The 24,400-nt window shown below is 47.4% G+C and carries 24 protein-coding genes; 7 read left to right on the forward strand and 17 right to left on the reverse strand.

Annotated features, from left to right (window positions below):
* Positions 1–49 precede the first annotated feature (49 nt).
* Both F4V72_RS02490 and F4V72_RS02495 read left to right on the forward strand, forming a co-directional pair.
* Positions 50–301: a hypothetical protein gene (locus F4V72_RS02490; RefSeq protein ID WP_170245737.1), complete on the forward strand. Its 252-nt coding sequence runs from the start codon at positions 50–52 to the stop codon at positions 299–301.
* Between the two features lie 81 nt (positions 302–382).
* The gene (locus F4V72_RS02495) at positions 383–835 is read left to right on the forward strand and encodes a hypothetical protein (RefSeq protein ID WP_121767698.1); all 453 of its coding nucleotides are present in this window, start codon (positions 383–385) and stop codon (positions 833–835) included.
* 179 nt (positions 836–1,014) lie between these two features.
* Here the strand turns inward: F4V72_RS02495 and F4V72_RS02500 are convergent, their stop codons facing one another.
* From F4V72_RS02500 to ripC, 6 genes are all read right to left on the reverse strand, one after another.
* Positions 1,015–1,503: a GNAT family N-acetyltransferase gene (locus tag F4V72_RS02500; protein WP_079813146.1), complete on the reverse strand. Its 489-nt coding sequence runs from the start codon at positions 1,501–1,503 to the stop codon at positions 1,015–1,017.
* On the reverse strand, positions 1,487–1,792 hold the full coding sequence (locus F4V72_RS02505) for a DUF1778 domain-containing protein (protein WP_079813147.1): 306 nt from the start codon (positions 1,790–1,792) through the stop codon (positions 1,487–1,489). The genes F4V72_RS02500 and F4V72_RS02505 overlap by 17 nt, the downstream gene beginning before the upstream one ends.
* 406 nt (positions 1,793–2,198) lie before the next feature.
* Positions 2,199–2,579, reverse strand: a complete 381-nt coding sequence (locus tag F4V72_RS02510) for a VOC family protein (protein WP_024149592.1) — start codon at positions 2,577–2,579, stop codon at positions 2,199–2,201.
* 64 nt (positions 2,580–2,643) lie between these two features.
* A complete protein-coding gene (gene ripA / locus F4V72_RS02515; RefSeq protein ID WP_077958016.1) occupies positions 2,644–3,969 on the reverse strand; it encodes an itaconate CoA-transferase RipA/Ict in 1,326 nt (441 codons plus the stop codon).
* 24 nt (positions 3,970–3,993) lie between these two features.
* Positions 3,994–4,521: a (R)-specific enoyl-CoA hydratase RipB/Ich gene (gene ripB / locus F4V72_RS02520; RefSeq protein WP_023247092.1), complete on the reverse strand. Its 528-nt coding sequence runs from the start codon at positions 4,519–4,521 to the stop codon at positions 3,994–3,996.
* Positions 4,522–4,544: 23 nt separating this feature from the next.
* A complete protein-coding gene (gene ripC / locus F4V72_RS02525; protein ID WP_053508166.1) occupies positions 4,545–5,387 on the reverse strand; it encodes an itaconate degradation C-C-lyase RipC in 843 nt (280 codons plus the stop codon).
* A gap of 91 nt (positions 5,388–5,478) precedes the next feature.
* Here ripC and ripR point away from each other — a divergent pair, with 91 nt between their 5' ends.
* Positions 5,479–6,357 (forward strand): itaconate degradation transcriptional regulator RipR, encoded by an 879-nt coding sequence (gene ripR / locus F4V72_RS02530; protein ID WP_023247090.1) that lies wholly within the window; start codon positions 5,479–5,481, stop codon positions 6,355–6,357.
* Positions 6,358–6,404: 47 nt separating this feature from the next.
* Here the strand turns inward: ripR and F4V72_RS02535 are convergent, their stop codons facing one another.
* Entirely contained in the window at positions 6,405–8,144 is a 1,740-nt protein-coding gene (locus tag F4V72_RS02535) for an arylsulfatase (RefSeq protein WP_136057999.1), read from the reverse strand.
* A 68-nt stretch (positions 8,145–8,212) separates the two neighbouring features.
* On the reverse strand, positions 8,213–9,397 hold the full coding sequence (locus F4V72_RS02540; protein WP_079813150.1) for an anaerobic sulfatase maturase: 1,185 nt from the start codon (positions 9,395–9,397) through the stop codon (positions 8,213–8,215).
* 511 nt (positions 9,398–9,908) lie between these two features.
* Between F4V72_RS02540 and F4V72_RS02545 the strand changes: the two genes are divergently transcribed.
* The gene (locus F4V72_RS02545; RefSeq protein ID WP_023247087.1) at positions 9,909–10,592 is read left to right on the forward strand and encodes a helix-turn-helix transcriptional regulator; all 684 of its coding nucleotides are present in this window, start codon (positions 9,909–9,911) and stop codon (positions 10,590–10,592) included.
* A gap of 105 nt (positions 10,593–10,697) precedes the next feature.
* Here the strand turns inward: F4V72_RS02545 and F4V72_RS02550 are convergent, their stop codons facing one another.
* The 4 genes from F4V72_RS02550 to F4V72_RS02565 all read right to left on the reverse strand — a co-directional run bounded on the left by F4V72_RS02550 (position 10,698) and on the right by F4V72_RS02565 (position 14,631).
* Positions 10,698–11,255, reverse strand: a complete 558-nt coding sequence (locus F4V72_RS02550; RefSeq protein WP_023247086.1) for a DUF3156 family protein — start codon at positions 11,253–11,255, stop codon at positions 10,698–10,700.
* Entirely contained in the window at positions 11,233–12,732 is a 1,500-nt protein-coding gene (locus tag F4V72_RS02555) for an APC family permease (protein WP_053528736.1), read from the reverse strand. The genes F4V72_RS02550 and F4V72_RS02555 overlap by 23 nt, the downstream gene beginning before the upstream one ends.
* Positions 12,733–12,940: 208 nt before the next feature.
* The gene (locus F4V72_RS02560; protein ID WP_023247084.1) at positions 12,941–13,315 is read right to left on the reverse strand and encodes a cupin domain-containing protein; all 375 of its coding nucleotides are present in this window, start codon (positions 13,313–13,315) and stop codon (positions 12,941–12,943) included.
* 14 nt (positions 13,316–13,329) lie between these two features.
* Positions 13,330–14,631: an NAD(P)/FAD-dependent oxidoreductase gene (locus F4V72_RS02565; protein ID WP_023247083.1), complete on the reverse strand. Its 1,302-nt coding sequence runs from the start codon at positions 14,629–14,631 to the stop codon at positions 13,330–13,332.
* A gap of 161 nt (positions 14,632–14,792) precedes the next feature.
* Between F4V72_RS02565 and F4V72_RS02570 the strand changes: the two genes are divergently transcribed.
* Positions 14,793–16,277, forward strand: a complete 1,485-nt coding sequence (locus F4V72_RS02570; RefSeq protein ID WP_079796059.1) for an aldehyde dehydrogenase family protein — start codon at positions 14,793–14,795, stop codon at positions 16,275–16,277.
* A gap of 148 nt (positions 16,278–16,425) precedes the next feature.
* Here the strand turns inward: F4V72_RS02570 and iraD are convergent, their stop codons facing one another.
* From iraD to F4V72_RS02595, 5 genes are all read right to left on the reverse strand, one after another.
* The gene (gene iraD, locus F4V72_RS02575; RefSeq protein ID WP_070804389.1) at positions 16,426–16,860 is read right to left on the reverse strand and encodes an anti-adapter protein IraD; all 435 of its coding nucleotides are present in this window, start codon (positions 16,858–16,860) and stop codon (positions 16,426–16,428) included.
* The gene (locus F4V72_RS02580) at positions 16,860–17,339 is read right to left on the reverse strand and encodes an Hcp family type VI secretion system effector (protein ID WP_053528738.1); all 480 of its coding nucleotides are present in this window, start codon (positions 17,337–17,339) and stop codon (positions 16,860–16,862) included. Before F4V72_RS02580 ends, iraD begins: the two co-directional genes overlap by 1 nt.
* A gap of 737 nt (positions 17,340–18,076) precedes the next feature.
* Positions 18,077–19,000, reverse strand: a complete 924-nt coding sequence (locus F4V72_RS02585; protein WP_053508179.1) for a polysaccharide deacetylase family protein — start codon at positions 18,998–19,000, stop codon at positions 18,077–18,079.
* Positions 19,001–19,038: 38 nt separating this feature from the next.
* Positions 19,039–19,917 (reverse strand): carbon-nitrogen hydrolase family protein, encoded by an 879-nt coding sequence (locus F4V72_RS02590; protein ID WP_023247078.1) that lies wholly within the window; start codon positions 19,915–19,917, stop codon positions 19,039–19,041.
* 314 nt (positions 19,918–20,231) lie between these two features.
* Positions 20,232–20,828, reverse strand: coding sequence for a TetR/AcrR family transcriptional regulator (locus F4V72_RS02595; RefSeq protein WP_053528739.1), 597 nt, complete (start codon positions 20,826–20,828; stop codon positions 20,232–20,234).
* 373 nt (positions 20,829–21,201) lie between these two features.
* Between F4V72_RS02595 and uidA the strand changes: the two genes are divergently transcribed.
* Together uidA and uidB are read left to right on the forward strand one after the other, a co-directional pair.
* Complete coding sequence (gene uidA / locus F4V72_RS02600) at positions 21,202–23,013, forward strand: beta-glucuronidase (protein ID WP_070801625.1); 1,812 nt, start codon at positions 21,202–21,204, stop codon at positions 23,011–23,013.
* Positions 23,010–24,383, forward strand: a complete 1,374-nt coding sequence (gene uidB, locus F4V72_RS02605; RefSeq protein ID WP_023248531.1) for a glucuronide transporter — start codon at positions 23,010–23,012, stop codon at positions 24,381–24,383. Before uidA ends, uidB begins: the two co-directional genes overlap by 4 nt.
* The last annotated feature ends 17 nt before the right edge of the window (positions 24,384–24,400 follow it).

The raw sequence follows: 24,400 nt of genomic DNA on the forward strand, positions 1-24,400 counted from the left end.
AATGACACTACATGCTCAAAACTGTAACTCTACATAGGTGCTAATACATATGCCAAATAATACTAAGAAAACCTCCTCAACGATTGCATCACGAGCAGCTCAAGTGCTGAAAGATCCTAATGCTTCAGCTATTCAGAAAAGTTTAGCCGGATCTGCCTTATCCCAATCTGGGACTTCAAACCAAACGGGTGGGGAAATGGAGACTACAGCCTCAAAAGTTTTAAATAGCCCTAAATATAATGACCAAACAAAGACGCTTGCTGCTTCAGTTCTTTCCCAAGCCAATAAAGGGCGGAAATAACAGCGTCTTTATATCTATAGGCAGCTACATGTAGCTGCTTTTCTTCTGATGATTTTAAATGTTTACAATGGAAATAATTGTATGGAACAATGTAAAAATGATGCTATATTAGAACATATTAAGAATTATAGTAAACATATTGATGAATTTAGATCGCAGGCAAACTCACAAGGGATTTGGTTATTTATTTCAACTCTTGGATGTTGGAGTGTAAATATACCACTAATTCAAGTTATCGCGGCAATCTTGTTATTCTGCATATTTATATTTAATTCCAAACAGGACATGACAGAAAAGAGAGCGTTTCATAAAATAGAAGAAGACATAGCAAAGGATATTGATAGTAACTTAATAGGAGACTCCAGGAAAGCCAGGCTATATGATCTGGGATTAGTTGAAAAATATAGAAAAGCAATTAAGCCAGTTTTAAAAATCTCACCAATATTTATTGTGTGTTATATTTTCTATTCTATTAGTTTCTTGGTCTTTTTTTCTAATCTTTTTCCCCGGATGAAGTTAATTTTTAACTTTTGAATTGTAATCAAACCTCAAGCATTAAAATAATGTTTGAGGTTGTGCGCAGATCTTATTTTACTTCACATTAAACACTGAAGATACCTGATGACTTCAGACAGCGGACATGCCGGGCAACAATATATCATTGATAATTTGATTCATAAAACAACCATCTTATTGGCACCAAATAATACCAATCATGCATGAATCAAATCCCCCAACGTCACCATCAGCATCATCGGATCCATCGGCGACGGCTCAAACCCCACCCGCAGGTAAAACTCCCGCGCTTCATCCGACAGGGCATGAACCAGCATCCCGCGAATACCGATAGTTTCCGCCACCTGAATTACCCGCAGTCCGGCATCCCTCACCAGCGCCCGACCTACGCCCTGCCCATGTAGCGACCGGTCCACCGCCAGACGTCCCAGCACCACAACGGGGATCGGATCGGGCATATTGCGACGAAAGCGACCGGGGGCGGTGTTTGTTGTTACTGCGCTGGACGCCAGCGAGTAATACGCCAGTACGTTAGAATCGCTACCGCAACACACAAAAGTACGGGATGCGCCAGTGACCTGATTTTTCATCGCGCGCTGTTTAAGCCAGTTATCCATCGACTCCACGCCGCAGCAAAACGGGGTAAGAATATGCCCGGCATGAAGCGGTTCAGGGGCGGAGATCATTTTCCTGCTCCCACGGCGCAGGGGTCTGCATGGTTTTACGCAACGCATCGTTTGGCGCAGGAGCCTGATCCAGCCGAGTCAGAAATGCCTGATAAGCCTGCGGATCGGCCATGATGATACGTTGCTCGATCAGCGCTTCCTCGGCGGCGGCGCGGGCAGCTTCTAGCACAAAGTCTGTGCGGTTTTTCCCTCTGGCTTTTGCAGCCCGATCGATAAGATCGCGCTCGGCGGGCTTGATGCGCAGGTTCAGGGTTTCGCGTTTCATCGCCATACTGTTTGCGGCAGGCATGGTGTTGTCCTCCTGTGTTTCTGTGGATATTAAGTATACAACACGCGTAACGCAGATGTCATTACGATAATTCAGAAGGAATCGAACCGGAGTATCGAACCGAGAGACTTTCTACTTATGTTAATTTACCTTTATGATTTAAAAGTAGAAATGAGGGTCAACCTCTGGGTCTTGACGGGAGATAGCAAAAGAATTTATTATGTAAATCAAATTGGTAGGTAATTGAATGTTCCCGAGTCCGGGCACCACCTTTCCTTTTTTATACTTCCTTATGAATTCCTCGGTGTCTTCAAGTCAATAAGTTTGAACATAGACTCTTTCCAGAAATTATTGCCATATGATCTCCATCAAGCCAATATAAACGGATGCGTGATCATAATAAAGGCAGTAATAGTAAGTTTTAACATTAAACATACTGCGAAATTTCAATTAAGTTTCCATCAGGGTCCCTGATGTAGATAGACATTATCTCGCCTGTGGCTCCAGTTCTCTCAACCGGGCCTTCAACAATGGGAATGCCTGCCTGTAAGATCTCAGACACAACATTATTTATCGGTGTCGATGTAATAAAACATAAATCGGCAGATCCCGGCGTTGGTCTACTCGCTTTTGGTTCGAACTCCATTTCTTGCTGATGGAGGTTAATTTTTTGCGCTCCAAATATTAACGCTTTTCTGTTTTGTTTAAATGTTACCGCAGAAAAACCAAGTACCTCTTCGTAGAATCTTATTGTGGTTGATATATCAGATACCGTTAATACAAGGTGATCAATTCTGTCAATTATCATTTGAATAGACTCATAATGTTTATATTTTGTGGATGCTACATTAAAAAATAGCATTAACCTACTTTTAAATCAGATGCATTTTTTTTGCATCTACTCTAAGTTGCTGCCGAAAATTGGGATGCGCCAATTCAATAATCCTGAGCGCACGCTCGGTTGAAGAGAGCCCCTTCAGGTTTACGGAGCCAAATTCAGTGACTATCCAGTGCGTATCCGTTCGTGGGGTTGTTACAGGCCCCTCAAGGCGGGGAACAATACGAGAAATCGTATCATTCGCGGCCGTTGAGCGTGTCGTAATAACGGAACGACCTCCTTTAGATGCATATGCGCCTCTGACAAAATCCAATTGCCCTCCTGAAGCGCTGTACTGGTGTCCAAGCAAATGTTCAGAGTTACAGGCGCCGGTAAGATCGATTTGTAAGGTAGCGTTAATGGAGACAACATTCTCATTTTGCGCAATGATCCCCGGATCGTTAACATAATCGACAGGCCGACTAAAAAAAGAGGGGTTGTCGTTGAGATAGTCATACATATCCTTTTGTCCCATAGCGAAAGTAAATACAGACATTCCCCGGTCGATATTTTTACGCTGGTTGGTAACGACGCCTTGTTGAATCAAACTTACCAACCCCGGATTCAGCGCCTCTGTATGGACCCCCAGATCATTATGTTCCTTGAGCGCATTACAGATGAGCTCCGGTAATGCGCCGACCCCCATCTGGAGACAAGCGCCATCTGGCACAAGAGAGGCGATAATCTGACTGATAGCAATATCTTCAGCTACGGCAGTACGTATTGGTAGTTCAATTAAAGGGACATGGTTTTCAACAATGGCGTCAATTTCTGAAATATGGATTGCAGCACCTTCTCCATGAACGCGCGGCATATATTGGTTAACTTCGACAATAAGTTTTTTAGCTGTCCTCGCAATCCTGGTGGAATAATCGTTTCCAGTTCCAAAATTAAAATAGCCATACTTATCCATAGGGGACACGGTGTGAATAAAAGTATCAATACCAATATCATCAGCCAGTAATCGCGTCGCCTGATGAAAATTTGAAGGAACATAGTTAACTATTTTTCGCCCGGAACTCTCAATCCCCTGATGTATTAAAGCCCGTTCAATACCGGTAATAAACATACTGTAGAGATGAATATAGTCACTTAGCTCATAACGGAAAATAGTGTTCCCGGCAATGTTGGCTGTTTCATAACAGTAAACCCGCAGATCGTTGATTTCTCCCCTTTTCGCTCGCTTTGCCAGCGCATTCAGCAAAGCTGGAGGCTCTGCTGCAAACATTCCCATAGAGAGGTGACTGCCGGAGGTAATTAAAGTAACCGCTTCGTCAGGCGTCACGCATTTTTCGGCATACGCTGCATTAACATTCATCATGACTCTAAACCTCAGGGCGATTTCTCAATAAGCGGCGTCTTCTTCAGGCGAACATCCACGGCAATAAACTAACATTGTTCGTTCGAAGCGCATGACCTCTACACCATCCTGGTTAATACCACATGTCCGAACGGTAACGATGCCTTGTCCCGGGCGACTATTTGACAGGCGTTTGCTGAGTACAGTGCTTTCAGCATAAAGTGTATCCCCTGCGAAAACCGGATGGACGGCTTGTACCTTATCCCAGCCAAGATTGGCCACCACTTTGGCGCTGACAGTACGCACGCTCATACCGGTTAAAAGCGCCAGAGTGAACGTTGAATCAACCAGTAACTTTTTCCATTCCGTTTTGCTGGCGTAAGCCGCATCGAAATGGACCGGCTGCACATTGAGAGTGAGCAGGGTAAACCACACATTATCGGCGTCCAGAACCGTCCGACCGGGACGATGTTCAAAAATATCACCGGGATAAAAATCCTCCCAGTAAAGACCCGAAATTTCTCGGTAGCGCCCCTCGCTAATGGTTTTATAAGCGGGTAATAACGTGTTCATAATCAATTCCTCTGTTAATAAAATCAGGAAAAGATCCCTGCCCGGGCGAGTAATCGCCGGGCCTGACGGGCAACGGCTGCATCTATCATCATGCCGCTAACGATCCCGACGCCTTTGGCATTCTCTGTCAGTACTGCACGAGCATGATTAATTTCTGCTGTTGTAGGAGTAAATGCGGTGTTGATTACGCTAATCTGAGCGGGGTGAATAGCCGATTTTGCAGAAAAACCAAAACTGAGCGCCTGCAGCGTTTCCTCTTTCAGACCTGAAAAATCGCCTATATCAAAGAAGGGAGCATCTATTGCAAGAAGCCCTTTCATAGCGCAGGCAGCCACTATTCTGGCCCGCGCCAGCGCAAGAGGCTCCCAGGCAGGTGTGGCGCCAATGTCAGCCGCCATATCTGCGGCGCCAAACATCAACCCGTAGAGTCTGGGGGTGGCGTCCGCAATAGACTCTACGGCATTAAGCCCGGCAACTGACTCAATAATGCCAATAAGGCGAGTATCAGAACCAGCCATCATGATAAGACTATCCACGATTTGCAGGTGCGCGGCTGACTCTGTTTTCGGAAGAATAATGTAATCAGGAAAAAAACGGCATTCCAGTAACATATGCAGGTCTTCAATGCCAGCATGAGTATTCATTCCATTAATTCTTAATGCTATTTTTAGCGATGAGTTTGGTCGGGATGAAAGGAACTGCATCGCAATTTTCCGGGCCTGCGCCTTGTCATTCGGGGTGACGGAATCTTCAAGATCGATAATAGAAATGTCCGCCCCACTTTCAACTGCTTTTATGAAACGTTCGGGTCGAATTGCTGGAGTAAAAAGCCAGCTACGTGTCGGAGCATGAGAAATATCGGACATATTGCACCTCCTGTTAACCTCACTATGCGCTCGCCGGTTTCATTCTTCCAATATATGATGGTGCCATTCTTAATTGCTTTTGGAGATGAGGATGGAACTGCGCCATATTCGCTATTTTCTCGCCGTCGCTGAAGAGCGGCATTTCACGCGGGCTGCGACAAAATTAGGCATAGGTCAGCCGCCGCTAAGCCAACAGATTAAGGATCTGGAAAGAGAGCTGGGAGCGCAGCTATTCCGAAGAGTGCCTCATGGCGCGGAATTAACTGAGGCTGGAAAAGCATTTTATGATGTTGTTAAAGGGATGCCTGCTACCGCGACAAGAGCCGCGCTGGCGGCGCAGCGTGTTGCCAGGGGGGAGTCGGGCGTGTTAAGGGTGGGTTTTACTGCCTCTGCGGCATTTAACAGTGTGGTCCCCGGCGCAATCCGTACTTTCAAGCGGGCTTATCCTGACGTTCGTTTACAGCTTGAGGAAGGAAATACAACCCAACTGGCTGATGAATTGAATGAAGGATCGCTGGATGTTGCCTTTCTGAGACCCGGTTTTACAGGCAATGAACGGTTCCAGCTCAGGTTACTGTCTGAAGAGCCGATGGTTATTGTGCTGGCAGAAACGCATCCAGCAGCGGCGTGTAAACAGATTGCACTCTCGACTCTCAAAGATGAGTTTTTTTTACTCTTCCCACGTGAAATCGGCCTGTCGCTTTATGACGCAGTGATCGAGGCCTGCGGTAAGGCGGGCTTTGAACCGAAAATTGGTCAACTCGTGCCGCAAATTTCGTCAGTCATTAACCTTGTGTCGGCAGAGATGGGCGTGTCGATGGTTCCAGATTCAATGAGACAGGTTAAGGTCAAGGGAGTAGTATACCGCCCCGTTGCAGACCAGATGCCCGTCGCAAAGCTGGCTCTGGCATACCGGCGCGGCGATACATCGCCAACGCTGAGAAACTTCATCCTGAAAGTCACTGGCTGAATGCTGTTACGTGAGCGTTGAATAATCATTTGAAACGTAACCAATAATTAGTGACCCGATTTTGTGTTTAAAGGAATCACTAACGGAGCAGGAACTGGCTGCAATGTCTGTGGATCGACTGCCAGATAGCGCCCGGTTTTACTGTCGATACCCACATAATCGATAAGCTTGCCTTTGGCATAAAGCACCATTGTCTGTTTTGCAAATGCCTCATATGCACTACTCAGTATTTTCACTTTATCCGGATAATCTGCTGCGAGATTATCTGTTTCCAGGGGGTCACGTTGCAGGTTGAATAATTCCCATGGCGCATTACCAGCCTGTGGGAATAATGTGACAAGACGACGCAATTTCCATTTTCCATCTATCCAGGCCGCCTGATTATGGAGTTCAACGCCATATTGCGTGCGAGGCGCGTGCAGACTTTCACCGGTCAGATAGCGTTTAAAACTCACGCCGATCATTGGCAGTGTCGGTCTTTCAGATAATGATTTACTGACATCAATACCTGCAAATTCATATAGCGTGGGCGCGACATCATACGCCGCCATCGTAGTGTGATCTATGGCGCCATTATGTATGATACTAGGACCGGAAATCATAAAACTGGTATTAATCCCCCCCTGGCCGCTGGTCGTTTTGTGATAGCGACCATAAGGTGCATTGCTGACATCAGCCCAGTGGGGGCCATAAGAGATAAATGAATTTTTACGACCAATATTTTCGTAACGATTATCAAATTGCTTCCAAAAATCTGGTTCAGATTCATAGTGAAAGCCCTCCGCCGGATTAACACCATTATCACTTAAGAAGACCAGAATCGTGTTTTTATCGCGCCCGGTCTTTTTTAACGTCTCAATAACGGTGCCGATCTGTGCATCCATATTGGCGATCATAGCAGCGTAAACCTGCATCTCCTTTGCCGTGTATTTCTGCTGTTCCGGGGTCATCGCCTGCCATTCTTTATCAAGTTCCAGTCCTGGCAGAGGTATGTCATCACGCAGAAAACCCAGTTTCTTCAGACGAGCAATACGCTGACGATAGACGGCTGCATAGCCCTGTTCATACTGACTTTTAAAACGGCTAATCCATTCATCCGGCGCCTGCAGGGGATCATGTGGCGCAGTAAAGGCCAACCACGCAAAGATGGGTTGTTCCCGTGGCGTCTCACTGATCCAGCGATTCAACTGGCTGGCATAGGCTTCGCTGGAGTAAAAATTGGAGGGCAGTGAAATGCGCTGGTTGTCACGGGTGTAATAGGTATGAAATATCTCAACGGTTCCCAGCGGCACAGCATCATCAAAGTGACTGGCGCCTCCCCCCATCAAGGCGAAAGAATGACGAAAGCCCCGATCTTTTGGCGTCGAGCCTGGCGTAAAACCAAGATGCCATTTACCCGCCATCAGCGTATTGTAACCAGCATCTTTAAAGCGTTCAGCCATGGTAGTCACCCGATCAGTCAGGCGCAATTCATAGCCCTCCTTACCTATGGTATTTTCATACCACCACATACCGCCTATACCAGCTTGCTGACTGGTGTTCCCGGTTAATAGCATCGCACGGGCGGGAGCAGACATGGGAGACGTGTAATATTGACTCATCCGCACGCCGTTCTCAGCCATCGCCTGCAAATTAGGCGTTGGGATTTCCCCACCGAAGGGACTGATGTCAGAATATCCCATATCATCAGCGATAATCACGATAATATCAGGACGTTCGTTTTGCGTACTGTGCGCCGTACCGGAGAAGATAATGCTGAGTGTGGCAAGTGTTGCTTGTTTTTTCACGGCTTATTCTCCATTTCAGACTACGGATGTTGTACAAGAGCGGCGGGCAAATGCGGCAAGAAGGGCTATCAGCCCGAAAACCTGTTCACAACGTCAGCACGCCAGGCCTTCAGGCCATTCAGATCCCGGGGCCAGGCACGAAGCGGAGCCAGAATCTCCGTGAAAAAAGAGTAATAGCCGCTACAAAGTCGGTTGTAGCCGGCACTGTTGATATGTGCGGGGCAGCCTCCCTGGCAGACTATTTTCACAGAACACCGTTGACACTCCCGGCGCTGGCTTTTCTTAATACCAAAGGGAAGCCGGATTGCGGCATCTACTGCTGGAGCTAACGTATTATTAGCAAGCTGTCCCAGGTAATGCTGGCTATTAATCAGATGATCGCAGGCATAGAGTTTGCCATCCGGTTCCATGACCAGATTCGTGCCGCAGCGGGCGGAGTGGACACAAGTGGCGCTGATATGCGTAAAATATTGTGCCCATGCCTGTTCAAGATTGATCACAAAGACCCGCCCCATATCGCCGCGTTTGCGCCATTGACGCCAGATATCAATCATGAAACGCCCCCAGTTATCCGCACTCAATTGGTAACTTTGCTGTAGGGCGTTGCCTTCGTTCATCAGTGGCTGAAATTGCAGATAACGAGCGCCAAGGCTAACAACATGATCGTAGATGGCTGCCGCATGGCGAGCCATGTCATCATGCACGACAATCAGTAAGTTAAAATCGACTCGATAGTGTTGTAACAATGCGATTCCCCGTAGCGCAGCCGGATAGCTGGCCTCGCCACGTTTGCCCGGACGATGGTGATTTTGCAAGTCTTCACTGCCCTCAAGACTGATGCCAATAGTAAAATTATTGTCGCGAAACAGACGGCACCAGGCATCGTTTAACAACGTCGCATTCGTTTGCAGACTATTACTGATCGTCACGCCATCAGGCGCATATCGTTGTTGAAGCGCTATTACCTTTTTATAAAAACCGATTCCGGCTAAAAGCGGTTCACCGCCTTGCCAGACAAAATTAATTTCACGCGCACTGGCAGGTTGCGCCGCAATATAGCGACAAATAAAAACCTCCAGCGTTGATTCATTCATTTTTTCTACGGGCGTTTCGCCCTGTGGGTAATAACAATAGCGGCAGGCCAGATTACACGCAGGGCCTATGGGTTTCGCCAGAATATGAAAGGGTACCAGCGCCCGGTTTTCAGTCATTACGGGGATTTGCTGTTGCCGTAATGTGTTAAGATTCAACATTATTCTGTCCTGTAATTATCATTTCTGATGCAGAGACATCACTAACATTTCGCAATAACGTCCGTCTGGTGCTGCGGGCAGAATGCCGTGAGCAAGCTGTATCTATTGACACGCCGGTTTTCTGCATAGCGCATGACACTATTGAAACGTTATTTAGCAAATCATATCTGAGCCAGAAATTAAGTCTCTGTTAACCTGCGCTGTTTCAGAAAATCATAGAACAGTCGTCTCAAAAGGATATCGTCCTGAAGGACGAGAACCGACGGCATTTTCAGGATATGAGTTCAACCACGACAGAAAAGCATTATATTAATAATTTTTAGATGTTTTTTAAAAAACAAGATGATATTTAGATTATAAATCATATATTTCAAATGGTTATGAAAAATATCGCAACACGCGTCACATTATTAACATATGAATGATTGTGTTAAATGAATGTAAATTGTATGTTTCAACAACCACTGTCTTACTGCGTCCCGGCGCGCTCATCCGGATGGAAGGAGATAACATGTCAGCCTTATCAAATACTGGCCATAATGACGGGATCACTCTCCATTGCTTACAGAGCATTGCGCAACTCATTCCTCTGTCGTCGGCAGTTTTTTATCGTGTTAATGATTATTTAAAACCGGAAGGTTATGTTTTACATAACATTTCTAATGACACACACCAACAATATCTGGAGCATTTTCAACCATTAGACCCGCTATCGCCCTCCCGGTTCGGCCAACGGGTTATTACAGTAGCGACGATGACGCCCGGTATCTGTGCCCGTCATCGCCATTATTATCATGAATTTATGCTACCTAATCATGTTTGCGACATGATTGAGATCTTTATTCGTCGGGGCCATCGTATTATCGCGGGCATTTCATTAATGCGCGATATACCTTTTTCCAGCGAAGAGCGTTTGCGAGCACAGGCAGTACAACCCTTACTGGGACTGGCGATTCATGATTCTCTTCAGGGAGACAACGATCTGGCGTCAATATTGACCGCAAAAGAGCGTGAAATTGTGGGAATGGTCTGCGAAGGTGCCAGCAACAAATTGATTGCCCGTCAGTTGAATATCTCTCTCTCAACAGTGAAAACGCATTTACGCAATATTTTTGCTAAAACAGAAGTGATAAATCGTACGGAACTGGTTTCCCGAACCAGAATGCCCTCGGTACAACACTCACTGAATATGTGAACGCTTTCTCTTTTATCCCGCGTCAATGGCGGGACGTTTCCCCGCGTGTCATATATGCCTGAATTAATAGCACTCTCTGAGCTGGCACTTCAATAAAATGTCATATTATCTGGCGTCGGTATCCTGTTGCAGCCATTGATTCATGACCTGATTGATCATATTTATCACACTCAGCAGAAGAACACGCTGGTGCCGCTCAAGCCGCAGATAACGGCGCAGCGGCGGCATTTTACAAACCACTTCGCTAGCAGCCCATAGCTCAATGCTGCAATACCATTCCTTATGATGTAAAACCAGAGTAAACCGACGATAATCCAGTTCACTCAGAGCCTGTTGTAAATTGGGGAAACGATTAAGATAGTTAATCAGCCCGGCAGTACTTTTACTGCCAGTAAAAATGACTGGATAACGTTTCAGCCATCCGGGCTGATGAACGCGAATTTTACCCTGCAAAGGATAATTGATTGCGCCTTTCACCCTGAATTCACAACTATAAATACTGGCCATAAATAACCGTTTTTGCTGAACATGGCAGATAACCTGGGTAAATGCATTCAGATGCAGCACGGCGCTATGCTCGGTCAATTTTTCACAACGCCAGCCGCTCAAATCACGTAACACCATGTTCATTAATGTGCTCTTAAACCAGGGGACGGAGGACATCTGGCGTCATCTCTTCATTGTTTCGCTTTTCATAATTGCCCATCGCCCGTTCCACGACCTCTTCTACGGGAAGCGGGAGGAAAGGATTAACCCGTTGCACACATAATGTCCAGAATAAGGCATAGGCGGCAGTCAATCCAAGCATAATACCGAATGGTATAAGTACATCCCGACTGTTCATTCCTGGAGGTGCAATATTAATAATGGCGATAATAATACCCACGCTCGAAATAATCTGAGGTAAGGGGAACCAGGGGGCCCGGTAAGCGCGGGGCAGATCGGGACGCCGAATACGTAAGATAACGACCGATAACGTTACCAGCAGATAAGCTACCCCCCAGGCGCAGACCGCAGCGAGGATCAGCGGAACAATGTGGTCGATATCACCGTTCAGATACCAGGCGTGTAAACAGGGAATCGCAACACCGAAAGCGATGGCGATTACCGGTGTTTTAAAGCGAGGGTGCAGCCAGGTCAGAAACCGCGGCAAAGCGCCGTCCAGCGCCATGCCGTATATAATACGCGGTACTGCAGCCATCAGAGTATTAATCGTCGCACATCCCGCCAACAACAACCCCACGCCCAGCCAGTATTGCCCGACATGTCCCATGACACGATTAGCGAAGGCGGGAATAGCCATCGGCGTATCCAGTAAAAAGATATTGTTTGCCGCATCGACGACCACATTATTTACCTGACGATTAATCGCGGCGCCATAGAGGAACATACAACCTGCCACCGCTAAAAGGCCAAGCGCCATCGCTCTGGGAATCGTACGATGCGCTTTTTTAATTTCCGGCGCCATTGGCGTTACCAGTTCACAACCGACGAACATAAACATCGCCATGCCAATATAACCAAACAGACCAGAGAGATTACTGACATCAAGCGGTGCGCCAAACCACCCAGAATGATGAGTGACCGGGGATAACATGATCCCGCATAAACCGAAGATAGTCAGGGTAGTCCACATACCGAAAGTAAGAAATACTTCCACCTTGCCAAATACTTCAACACCAATGGCATTCAGTATTCCGAAAACCACTACCATGCCGACGCCAACCATCCAGGTATTGTGCTGCATGGCCACGTGTTCATTAACAGACTCAAAGTTCACCAACGCCATGACGCCAGCGAGAATTGTTTCTGCCGTTCCGGCAAAAATGTGTACGATCAGATAAGCGCAAAGCGCACCGGTGATAGCGAAAAAACGCCCCATCCCGCAGGAAATATAGTCGTAGACGGAACCAGTCGTGGGAATGAGTGTTGCCGCTTCGGCAAAGGTGGTAATCTGCGCTTGCATCATAATAAATGCCAGTAATACCGCAAGAGCAAAGGTATCTCCCCCTGAGCCAAAACCACTGGTTACGGTCAGGATCACCGGGCTTGCCATAATCAGCCCGACGGAGCTGGCAAGCGTCGTGGGGAAACCGATAACGCCACGTTCAAGATGGCTGGCAAGTCTGTTTTTAAACATGGTCAACCTCTTCACTATTATTACAACAATAAATTACCGCTCCGGAATAACGTTTATTTATGGCAGGCATCCCATCCAGCGGGTATCGTCCTGAAGAGGGATAACGGTAAATAAATTTGTGACGCCGTCCCCGCACGCGCTAATAGCAAATGGGGAGTGAGTTATTCTCCCCAGTAATGCCAACGCTACTGACGAACAATTAAAGGATTCAGTCCTGCTTGTGGCTTTCAACTTTTGCCAGATAATGTTTTACAAAACGGGGCGTCAAAACTTTCCACGCCACTTCGGTTCCCTGTTCAACAAACCAACTATCGCCCGGTGAAAAACGTATCGGTTCCTGACCCGCGACAGTGAGTTCCACTTCCCCTTCCAGCACGGTTGCGTGCTCAGTAAAGGGATAAATCATAGTGAAACCGCCGCGGGTCGATGAAAACAGTCCACAGGTAAATACATCCTCAGGTTTACCGTAAATCATTGCGACAGCGACCTGGGGATCGCCTTCTGTTGGTAACGCCCCCAACAGGCTGACACTCCCGACTGGCTGTAATTCAGGAACAGGTTGATTGAGTTTAAAAGCGTGCATTAATGTTCTCCTGGTTAATTCCGGCCTTTCCAGAAACCGGCTGTTTGATGTATCAGTTTTCCAGCACTGACCAGCAATAGACGTAGACTATCGCGACCATAAATTGTCGCGTGGGGAATGCTACTCATCAGACGATACCGCTCGGAACCGCCATTTATTCCTTCGGCCAGAATTTTGCATACGATATGGGAGGGCGTGACGCCAAATCCGGAATATCCCTGAACATAAAAAACATTATTGTGCTCACGAAGCGTGCCAATCTGCGGAAACAGATTCGCGCTACAGGCCATCGGTCCGCCCCAGGCAAAATCGATTTTAACGTCTTTCAAATAAGGAAAGACCTCGGTCAACAGAGCGCGGTTCCAGGCAGCAAAATCGTGAGGGGTATATTCAAGAAACCTTGTGGCACTGCCAAACAGCAGACGGTTTTCTTTTGTGAGACGGTAGTAATTTATAACCGGGCGGATATCACTGAAAGCCCCGCGCAACGGACTGATCCGCTCAACAAGCTCACTGGAGAGAGGCTCTGTAGAGACCTGATAAGAATAAGTAACCAGCGTTTTCTTATAAATTTCTGGTTCCAGATTATTGAGGAAACTATCACAGGCCCACAGCAATTTGGCCGCTTTTACGCTGCCCATCGCAGTACGTACCCGCACAGTTTTACCGTAACTGACCTCAACCACTGGTGAATATTCGAATATCTTCACCCCCAACGAATTCGCAGCCTGAGCGGAGCCCAGCAATAAATTCAGCGAGTGGACATGCCCTCCCCCCATATGCTTGAGAACACCGCAATAGACGTCGGAACCGATAACCTGCTGCACGTCTTTACCGGTATAGAGTTCAATATCGTCTTCCGGCGTAGCGGCTTTGAATTCTTTTTCCCACTGTTGCAGCGTTTTTAACTGCCGCTGGTTGTAGGCCAGATAACCATATCCGGGGACAAAATCAGCATCAATATGGTATTTACGAATTCGCTCCCGAATAATGCCTGCGCCGAGGTTCGAGATTTTAAACAGCGTCTCCATTCCCGCTGCGCCTACATATTTTTTAACGGCTTCAATGTCGTGACCTATACCGGCCATTACCTGACCGCCGTTTCGCCCGGTGCCGCCATACCCAAGATGTCGGGCTTCCAGAACGACAACATTGGTGATCCCCTGCTCCGCCAGTTCCAGCGCGGTATTGATGCCTGAAAAGCCACCGCCAATGATCACCACATCGGCATCAATATCCTCTTGCAGAGCAGGAAAATGCAACGGGTATTTTTTCGTCGCGCCGTAGTAATTCAACGCATCGATTTTTGTATTCATCGCGTTACCTTGTCATCACGCTTGACTAAGACCGCTATCACAGCACGGTAACGTTTTACAAAATATCGTCCGGAAGAATGACGTTCTTTGGAACGATATTCATTTCCAGGCAAGTATGTTGGGATGGAAAAACGTACATTCCTGACCTACAGGCACTTCTGATGAGCGATGTGACATTACTTGCCGAAGTAACCACTTTTTTACGCCAACGACACGGGCAATTTATTGCAGGTGAACGTCAGGCCGGAAACGGCACGAACTTTTCGGTCACTAACCCAGCCACCGGCAAAATCATTGCCGACGTTGTGTCGGCAACTCCTGCGCAGGCAGAACAGGCCATGCAGAGCGCCAGACAGGCGTTTGATGTCTGGCGTAAAATGCCAACGTTACAACGCGGCGCATTACTGCTGAAACTGGCTGATACTCTTGCCGCTCATCGTGAAGAGTTAGCTCAACTGGAAAGCGTGTGTTCAGGTAAAACGATTATGCTGTCGCGCGGTCTTGAACTCGATCAGTCAGTGGCATTCCTGCGTTACTTTGCCGGTTGGGCAGGAAAAATAACCGGTGAAACGCTGGATGTCTCACTGCCATCAATAGGGGAAGAGAGATACACAGCGTTTACCCAACGTCAACCCATTGGCGTGGTCGTCGGTATCGTGCCGTGGAATTTCTCAATTATGATTGCTATCTGGAAGCTGGCCGCAGCGCTGGTATGTGGCTGCACCATCGTCATCAAACCAAGTGAATATACCCCGCTGACACTGTTGCGAGTCGCTGAACTGGCTAAAGAGGCGGGTCTCCCTGATGGCGTGATTAACGTGGTAAACGGTGTTGGCGGTGAGATAGCGCAACAGCTGATCGCGCATCCAGATTGCGCCAAAGTTAGTTTCACAGGGTCAGTGGCGACAGGTGAGAAAGTCCAGCGTTCGGCAATATCGTCAGGAAAACGCGTTACCCTCGAACTGGGAGGGAAAAATGCGGCGCTGTTTCTCAATGATCTCACGGCACAAGCCATGGTCAACGGTATTCTTGAAGCCGGTTATCTGAATCAAGGACAGATTTGTGCGGCCGCAGAGCGTTTTTATCTGCCCCAGGAAAAACTGGATACGGTTATGACGCTCCTCAGACAACGGTTATCGGAGATCGCGCCCGGCTCGCCTTTAGATGAAAAAACGGTGATGGGCCCGCTGGCGAATCAGATTCAGTTTGAAAAAGTGTTGCGTCTGATTCAACTCGCACGGGAAGAAGGGGATACTATTGTTTACGGCGGTGAAACTTTACCCGGCGAAGGGTACTTTTTACAGCCGACGGCGGTAAAAGTGCGTAGTAAAAACAGTACATTGATGCACGAAGAGACCTTTGGCCCTGTCTGTAGTTTTATCGGTTATCAGAATGAAAAAGAGGCGCTTTCGCATATCAACGCTTCGCCATTTGGTCTTGCAGCAAGTGTGTGGTCGGAAAATATTTGTAAGGCATTACGCTACGCTGAAGATATTGATGCTGGCATGGTGTGGGTAAATATGCATACCTTTCTCGATCCAGCGGTACCCTTTGGAGGGATGAAAGGATCGGGTATTGGCCGTGAATTTGGTAGCGCGTTTATTGATGACTATACCGAACTTAAATCGGTCATGGTCCGTTATTAACAATCATGAAAATGTTATATGTTCTCGTAGCAATATTAAACGAATCGACGTTCTATTAGCGTCAATAGTGCGCTGAAAATGATGCAGGCAGATCGGCCATACCGAAAGGCGGACTGCCTGCCTGATTATCAGGTTCGCTCGCTGCGTTTTATTGCTTGTGGGTAATGTTAAACGCCCGGCCCGGCGTTCCTTCCTGCGTTAACTCGCGCCATCTACCGTTAGAGTAGGCTATCTCCAGCCTTAACGGTTCAGGCTCATCCTGTAACATCGCTTCCAAAGACAACGCCAGCGTCTGATGATGGGCATCTTTTACACTGACTTTCAGCATGTTGATTCTCGGTTCATAACGTAAAATAGCAGCGCGAAGTTCACGGCAAAACCAGTTGAGAACCCGTTTATCACCCACATTTACCTCGTGCCATTCCGGCATACCCCGAGTGAGCAGCGGCGGTAACGTCTCGCCACCTGCCACAGCGCAAGAATTGAATAAACACATTAACTTGCGGCGTACCAATTCATGTGGGCTTATCCCCTCAACCAAGAGCCTGTCGAATAGCGCGACCGGAATGGCTGGCGTCATCATCATTTCTGGTCCATCGCCAGATCCCATACTGACGATCTGGACTCCTGTTGAGCGCCGTCTGATTTCTCGGCAGTGATTTGCCATTCGATTTTCGTGAAGTTCAGCGACATCGTTTCCACCGGCTTACCGCCGGCGCCGCCGCTAACACTGAGTTGTGATATCAGCGCGTTTGTCAGGGTATAAACGATAAGCGACCGCATTTTGCCGTCGTCATTGCGGCACAACGTCAGCACCGCTGTTCTAATTAGCCTCCCGCTACAGCAGTACTCATTGAGCACAGGCGTGGCGAGGTCGACAAATTTGGTGAGCGACATTTCACCAACATGCGCGCGCCCGGAAGTCCGCTCGGCGAGGCTAACATCGTTACTTACCTGCATTGCCACATTGTGACTATAAGACATGATCTCTATCTGATCTTCAAAGCCTTCAGCCTGGCTTTCGCCTTTGATATTGTCGAGCTTTAAAAAAATCGCATCCATGATTTATCTCCTTGTTGATCAGGTGGCAGTTCAGCGGCCAGACGAATACAGGCGGCTAACTCTTGTCACTCTCATTAAAAGCGCAGCGACCAAAAAACACAGCGTGAAAAGCGTCAGGTTTACAGAGGTTTTGCTAACGTTTACCCGCGTCTAATGAACGTTATTCCGCCGATTGCAACGTCAAAGATGATTTTGACCCACAGTGGCCAAATACAATTGAGGTTATACTGAATGCTCTCTGCCATATTCAATCCCTTTTATCGCAAAGTATCCCTGGCGCCGGTATCACAGCGTCGTTATTCAAAAATCGACATTTCAGAATAATAACCAGCCATATATAAAAAACACATCAAAAAACAAATATCAACTTAATTTTTACTTATTCAATAAAAAACCGCCAAATTGACTCACATCAATTAACACATACAAAATATTAAAAATCAAAGCGTTAAATAAAACTTAATCACTATGGAAATTTTATTTTTCTGAATATTCACATTATGAATGTTATTTTCTTAATTTTTTATTTTACTGCATACACTAAAAAATGATTTAAATCAAAAAACAAATCATTCCAGTTAATTAACGCTTTTACTGAAATAAAAAAGAATTTTATACGCCTCAGGATAGCAGCCCTTTCTGATGGACAATATTAATTAACGAGCGAGCAAACAGACAACTTCTGTCCGGGTAATCCGTTACCCGGCTGATATTATTAACATTGTCATGAGGCGGTATCATTTACCAGGCCAGCCATAATCATCCGGAACCGGCGCTACGCCACGAACATCAGGACGGAGCATTTTTTGACGATCTTCTTCATCATCCACCCACACACGGGCTATCTCTTCACAGGTTGCAAACCATACGCCATCATGCCCTTTAATATGTTCAATCAAACGTGACAACATCATCATATGATGCCCATGACCGATTATCTGCGGATGAAGAGCCATCGCATATAAACCTTTTTCCTGATGGTTATAAGCATAGGTAAAAATATCCTTCCAGCGTCGCAGAACACCATCAGTATCGCTCATCCCCTCCTGGTTGCCGGTATACGCCAGTGCGGGAAAGTCATCCAGATACCAACTGACAGGAATTTCCAGAATCGCGCTAGCTGGGCCTGCGATATTTCCCGTCTCCCAATTCACCTGCCAACGCTGAGGATGGTAAGGCACAAGATCTCTCGCCATCAGGCTACTGTCATATATAAAACCGGCTTCCTCCAGAAGATCCAGCGTATTCTCGCTATAATCCCAATAGGGAGAACGATATCCCGCAGGACGTATGCCGAAATGTCTTTTATAACAGGCGAATGCCAGATCCATAAGTCGGCGTTCTGTGTCACGATTCACCAGCGTCGGGTTTTCATGATAGTAGCCATGGTGAGCGATTTCATGCCCGGCATCAAAAATCGCTTTACTGATTTCCGGGAAGGTGTCGACAGAGTGTCCGGGAATAAAAAAGGTGGTTCTGATATTATTTTCTTTGAACAATTTCAGAAGCCTCGGCACGCCAACTTGCGCACCAAACTCCCCACGTGACATAAAGGATGGCGATGGTCGATTAAATCCGCCAAGCCATAAAGACTGAGCATCAACATCGACACCAAGATTAACCGCAATCCTTTTACCCTCAGGTAATTTTAAATATCCCATAACGACCTCCAGTTAATACATAGAAGGGACACATTTTGTTATTTAATGTGTGATGGCCAGATATTGTATATGCCTGCTTTTCTGCGTCTGTCCTTGAACGTTGTTGCTGCTCCCTCAAGTCTATTTTCATATAGAATATCGAGGTTAATTTCTCCTGAGATGACATCCTCTTTATTGACGTGCGCCTCTGCAATAATACCTTGTGGATTTTTCCACACGACATCACAGGGGCTTAAAATTGAACTTCGGGCCCAGCAGGCAGGCAATGGTCCGCCAGGATTTCCGCCCAGGCAACAGTGGACAAGGTAAATTTGATTTTCAATACAACGTGAATGGCAACAATGCCTGACTCGCCAAAATCCCTGTTCAGTAAACGTGGCGGAAGGCGTTAAAATTAACTCCACGCCCTGCTCCGCCAGTGTCGCGGCACACTCCGGAATTTCTGCTTCATAGCAAATATTAAAACCCACTCTGGCAAATGGCAGTTGAAAAACAGCCATTTTATCGCCTTCCTGAGTATACCAGCCACGTTCAGCCGGGAAGATATGCGTCTTACTGTGGGAATAATGTTCACCATCGGGTCCCCATATATGCGCAACATTTTCATATCGATCTGCCCCGGTCTGCTCCAGATGAGAGCCGGCAACGATAAACTGTCCTCTTTCTTTCGCTTCCTGTTGAAAAAGCTGCTTATAGGCATCCGTGAACTGTTCAATTAAAATAAGGTGTGAAATTGGTCTTTCTTGCCATTTTTTCAATAGTGTGAATAATTCAATGGTAAATAGTTCCGGGAAGATAACGACATCAGCACCCTTACTTTTATTAAGGAGTGCTCTTACCTTTGTTATGAAATCTTCAAAAGTGTTTATTTCAGTAACAATATACTGACAGGCTGAAACAGTAAAATTGCGTGTCATCGTGATATCCCCGACATGAAATTTAAATCCAAATTAACGTATAGTGTATAGAGGATATTATGGAATAAGCATTTCAACGTCAGGCTATTTTTTGTGAGGCTGCGCAAAATTTATGGAGTAAAAAAGTAGAAGTATTGAGCCTTTATTTACATAAAGGGTACGTTATCGATTAACGCAGCGAGTTAGAGAGTCGATAAAAATCCTGGCGGAAAACAATAACCCTTACCACAATATTATTTTCAGCATCTGAAAATAACCAGGCAAACTAAATGATAACGCGCTCGTATAAAACGAACGCGTATTTTTGCCGAAAACTAGCTTGCAGAGTTGCATTTTAGTAGCCCGGTTAACATAGTTCTTAACGTCGTCGCAAAACTGACGTGCCGGGCATTCTCAGCAGAGCTGCAATCCGATAAAACACCATATGTGATAGCTAATAATAGCCTTGCCGCCATTTCTTTATCCACATCGGCGCCAATTTCCCCCTTCGCCTGCGCATCGTTAAAACGTGCAACCAGCGAGGCGATAATGGTGTGGTATTTATTGGTTAGCATTTCCGCGACCTGAGGATTACGCATCCCTTCAGCCATAATCTCTACGACCAACGCCCGCTGCGCGTAGTCTTCACGCGTGACGGCAATAGTTGACTCCACCAGATAATCCACCAGCCCAACGCCTTCCAGCGGCTCACGAAAATGGGTTAGTGCTCTTTCCTGATCTTCTAAAATAATGGCTTCAATCAGGGCCTCTTTAGAAGGGAAGTGATGATAGAGTGTGCCGGGGCTCATGTCGCTGGCCTTACAGATCGTTTTCATTGATGTACTGTGAAAACCGTTTTCAGCAAAACACTGCCTGGCGGCGCGTAAAATTCGCATCCGCGTCGGTAGTGGTTCGGTAAGTTTATTCTCCATTACGTTGACCCATTTTTCACTCTGCGTGGTGGCAGTGTACCCGGGCGCACTTCAGGCGCCTACTCTTCATCCTATTTTCTTTGATCCTCATGATATCCCTCCCGCCCCCCCTCTCACTTCCTGTATAAAAAACAACAGAACGAACGTTCGATTGAACATTTTTTGCCATATGTCAACGGATGAAAATGGTTTTATGTGACAAAAGACACAAAAATCAGGTTGCAATCCTGCTTTTTTTGATCCGCCTTAAGATCCTTCCTTTCTGCATTTTCTCTCTCGATCGCTGCGTGATAACTATTGCCCCAGACAACTGGTTAACTTGTTTTTATTGCTGGTTGACCAATGGAAATTCATCAGGATTAAGGAGTAAACAATGTTACGTCCCGTAGAAACCCAGAGCCGCGAAATCAAAAAACTTGATGGACTGTGGTCGTTTTGCACGGATGCAGACGATTGCGGTATCGCGCAACAATGGTGGCGACAACCGCTCCCCCAAAGCCGCGCCATCGCCGTACCGGGTAGTTATAACGATCAGTTTGCCGATGCAGAGATCCGCAACTATGTCGGCAATGTCTGGTATCAGCTCAACGTCCGCATCCCCAAAGGCTGGGAGCATCAACGCATCGTTCTACGTTTTGATGCCGTCACGCATTATGGAAAGGTATGGGTAAATGACCACGCAGTGATGGAACATCAGGGAGGCTATACGCCTTTCGAAGCGGATATCAGCCACCTGGCGGCAGCCGGAGAGAGCATACGTATCACGGTATGCGTCAATAACGAGCTGAGCTGGCAGACTATCCCTCCGGGGGTGGTGACCCGTGATGAAACGGGGAAAAGGCAGCAATCATACTTCCATGATTTCTTTAATTACGCCGGTATCCACCGTAGCGTCATGCTCTACACCACGCCAAAAACGTTTGTTCAGGATATTACGGTGACGACGGAGATTGCGAACGATCTCTCCCGGGCCACGCTGAGCTGGCGGGTGGAGGCCAACGGTGAAGTACGCGTAGAACTGCGGGATGCCGGGCAGCATATTGTCGCCTACGGCGAAGGGGCAAAGGGCGAATTACAGATAGCGGCGCCGCGCTTATGGCAACCGGGCGAAGGATACCTGTACGAGCTGCGGGTTATCGCACAGCATCAGAGCGAACGTGATGACTATCCGCTTCGGGTAGGAATCCGTAGCGTAGCGGTAAAAGGCGAACAGTTTCTGATAAATCATAAACCTTTTTATTTTACCGGCTTCGGTCGCCATGAAGATGCCGATCTACGAGGGAAAGGATTTGATAACGTGCTGATGGTACACGATCACGCGCTAATGTCGTGGATTGGCGCCAACTCTTATCGCACGTCGCACTATCCGTACGCCGAAGAGATGCTCGACTGGGCGGATGAGCATGGCATTGTCGTCATTGATGAAACCGCAGCCGTTGGTTTCAATCTCTCTTTAGGTATCGGCTTTGATTCCTGCGAAAAACCGAAGGCGCTATACAGCGAGGAAGGCGTCAATGATGAAACACAGCGGGCGCATCTCAAGGCTATTCAGGAATTGATCGCCCGTGATAAAAACCATCCCAGCGTGGTGATGTGGAGTATCGCGAATGAGCCGGATACCCGTCCAGAAGGCGCCAGAGACTATTTTGCGCCACTGGCGCAGGCCACGCGCGAACTGGACCCGACCCGCCCTATAACCTGCGTGAACGTCATGTTCTGTGATGTGGAAACCGACACCATCACCGACCTCTTCGATGTGGTATGCCTGAACCGCTATTACGGTTGGTATGTACAAAGCGGCGATCTTGCGAAAGCAGAAAAAGTGCTGGAGAAAGAGTTACTGGCCTGGCAGGAGAAACTCCACCGCCCCATCATCATGACGGAATATGGCGTCGATACGCTGGCAGGGCTGCATTCGGTGTACAGCGACATGTGGAGCGAAGAATACCAGTGCGCCTGGCTGGAGATGTATCACCGGGTATTCGATCGCGTAAGCGCCGTTGTCGGCGAGCAGGTCTGGAACTTTGCCGATTTCGCGACTTCACAGGGCATTATGCGCGTCGGCGGTAATCGAAAAGGGATTTTTACCCGCGACAGAAGACCAAAATCGGCGGCCTTTATACTGCAAAAACGCTGGACCGGTATGACCTTCGGCGAAAAGCCACAGCAGGGAGAGAAATCATGAACCAGCCGCTTTCCTGGCGCGCTATCGTAGGCTACAGCCTGGGTGATGTCGCCAATAATTTCGCCTTCGCCATGGGGGCGCTATTCCTGCTAAGTTATTACACCGACGTCGCAGGCGTCGGTGCCGCCGCTGCCGGTACGATGCTCTTACTGGTACGCATATTTGACGCCTTCGCCGATGTGGTGGCGGGACGCATAGTAGATAGCGTCAATACCCGCTGGGGGAAATTTCGCCCGTTCCTGCTGTTCGGATCGGCGCCGTTAATGCTGTTTAGCGTACTGGTCTTCTGCGTCCCGACAGAGTGGAGCCATAGCAGCAAAGTTATTTACGCATATCTCACCTATATGGGACTTGGGTTCTGCTATAGCATGGTCAATATTCCCTATGGATCGCTGGCGACGGCAATGACTCAGGAACCGCGTTCGCGCGCCCGTCTCGGCGCGGCGCGCAGTATTGCGGCCTCGCTAACGTTTGTCTGTCTGGCCTTCCTGATCGGGCCGCGTATTACTCATTCCAGCCCGACAGAAATGGCGTCGGTCTACCTCTTCTGGACCATTATTCTGGCCATTGCCGGTATGGCGCTGTATTTCATCTGTTTTAAATCTACCCGCGAAAACGTGGTGCGTATCGTCGCGCAGCCATCGTTAAAAATCAGTCTGCAAACGCTTAAACAGAACCGCCCGCTAATTATGCTTTGTACCGGCGCGCTATGCATTCTGATCTCGACCTTCGCCGTCAGCGCATCGTCACTGTTCTATGTACGCTATGTTTTGAATGATACCGCCCTTTTCTCGGTTATCGTGCTGGTACAAATGCTGGTAGGTTCTGTGGCGTCTGCACCTCTGGTTCCCCGTCTGGTAGCGAAGATAGGTAAGAAGAACACCTTCCTGGCGGGCGCCTTAATGGGCACCCTTGGGTATTTACTTTTCTTTTATATGTCTGACCATTCAGTGCCCGTGGCCTTAACCGCTCTGGCGATTGCCGCTATTGGCCAGGGGATCACCATGACGGTAATGTGGGCGCTGGAGGCGGATACCGTGGAGTACGGCGAATATCTCACGGGCGTGCGCATAGAAGGCCTGACTTACTCGCTATTTTCTTTTACCCGTAAATGCGGCCAGGCTATCGGCGGTTCTATTCCGGCCTTTATTCTTGGGTTAAGTGGTTATATCGCCAATCAGACGCAAACGCCGGAAGTCATTACCGGTATCCGGATGTCTATATCGCTCATACCGTGCGGCTTTATGTTACTGGCTTTTATTATTATTTGGTTTTACCCATTAACGGATAATAAATTTAAGGAGATTGTTCAGGAGATAGATAAACGAAAACAGTCACAGCAACAACTTATTAAAGATTTCAATAAATAGCTTTTCGATAACAATAA

Origin of the sequence: Salmonella enterica subsp. diarizonae (genome assembly GCF_008692785.1) — a bacterium.
GTDB lineage: Bacteria > Pseudomonadota > Gammaproteobacteria > Enterobacterales > Enterobacteriaceae > Salmonella > Salmonella diarizonae.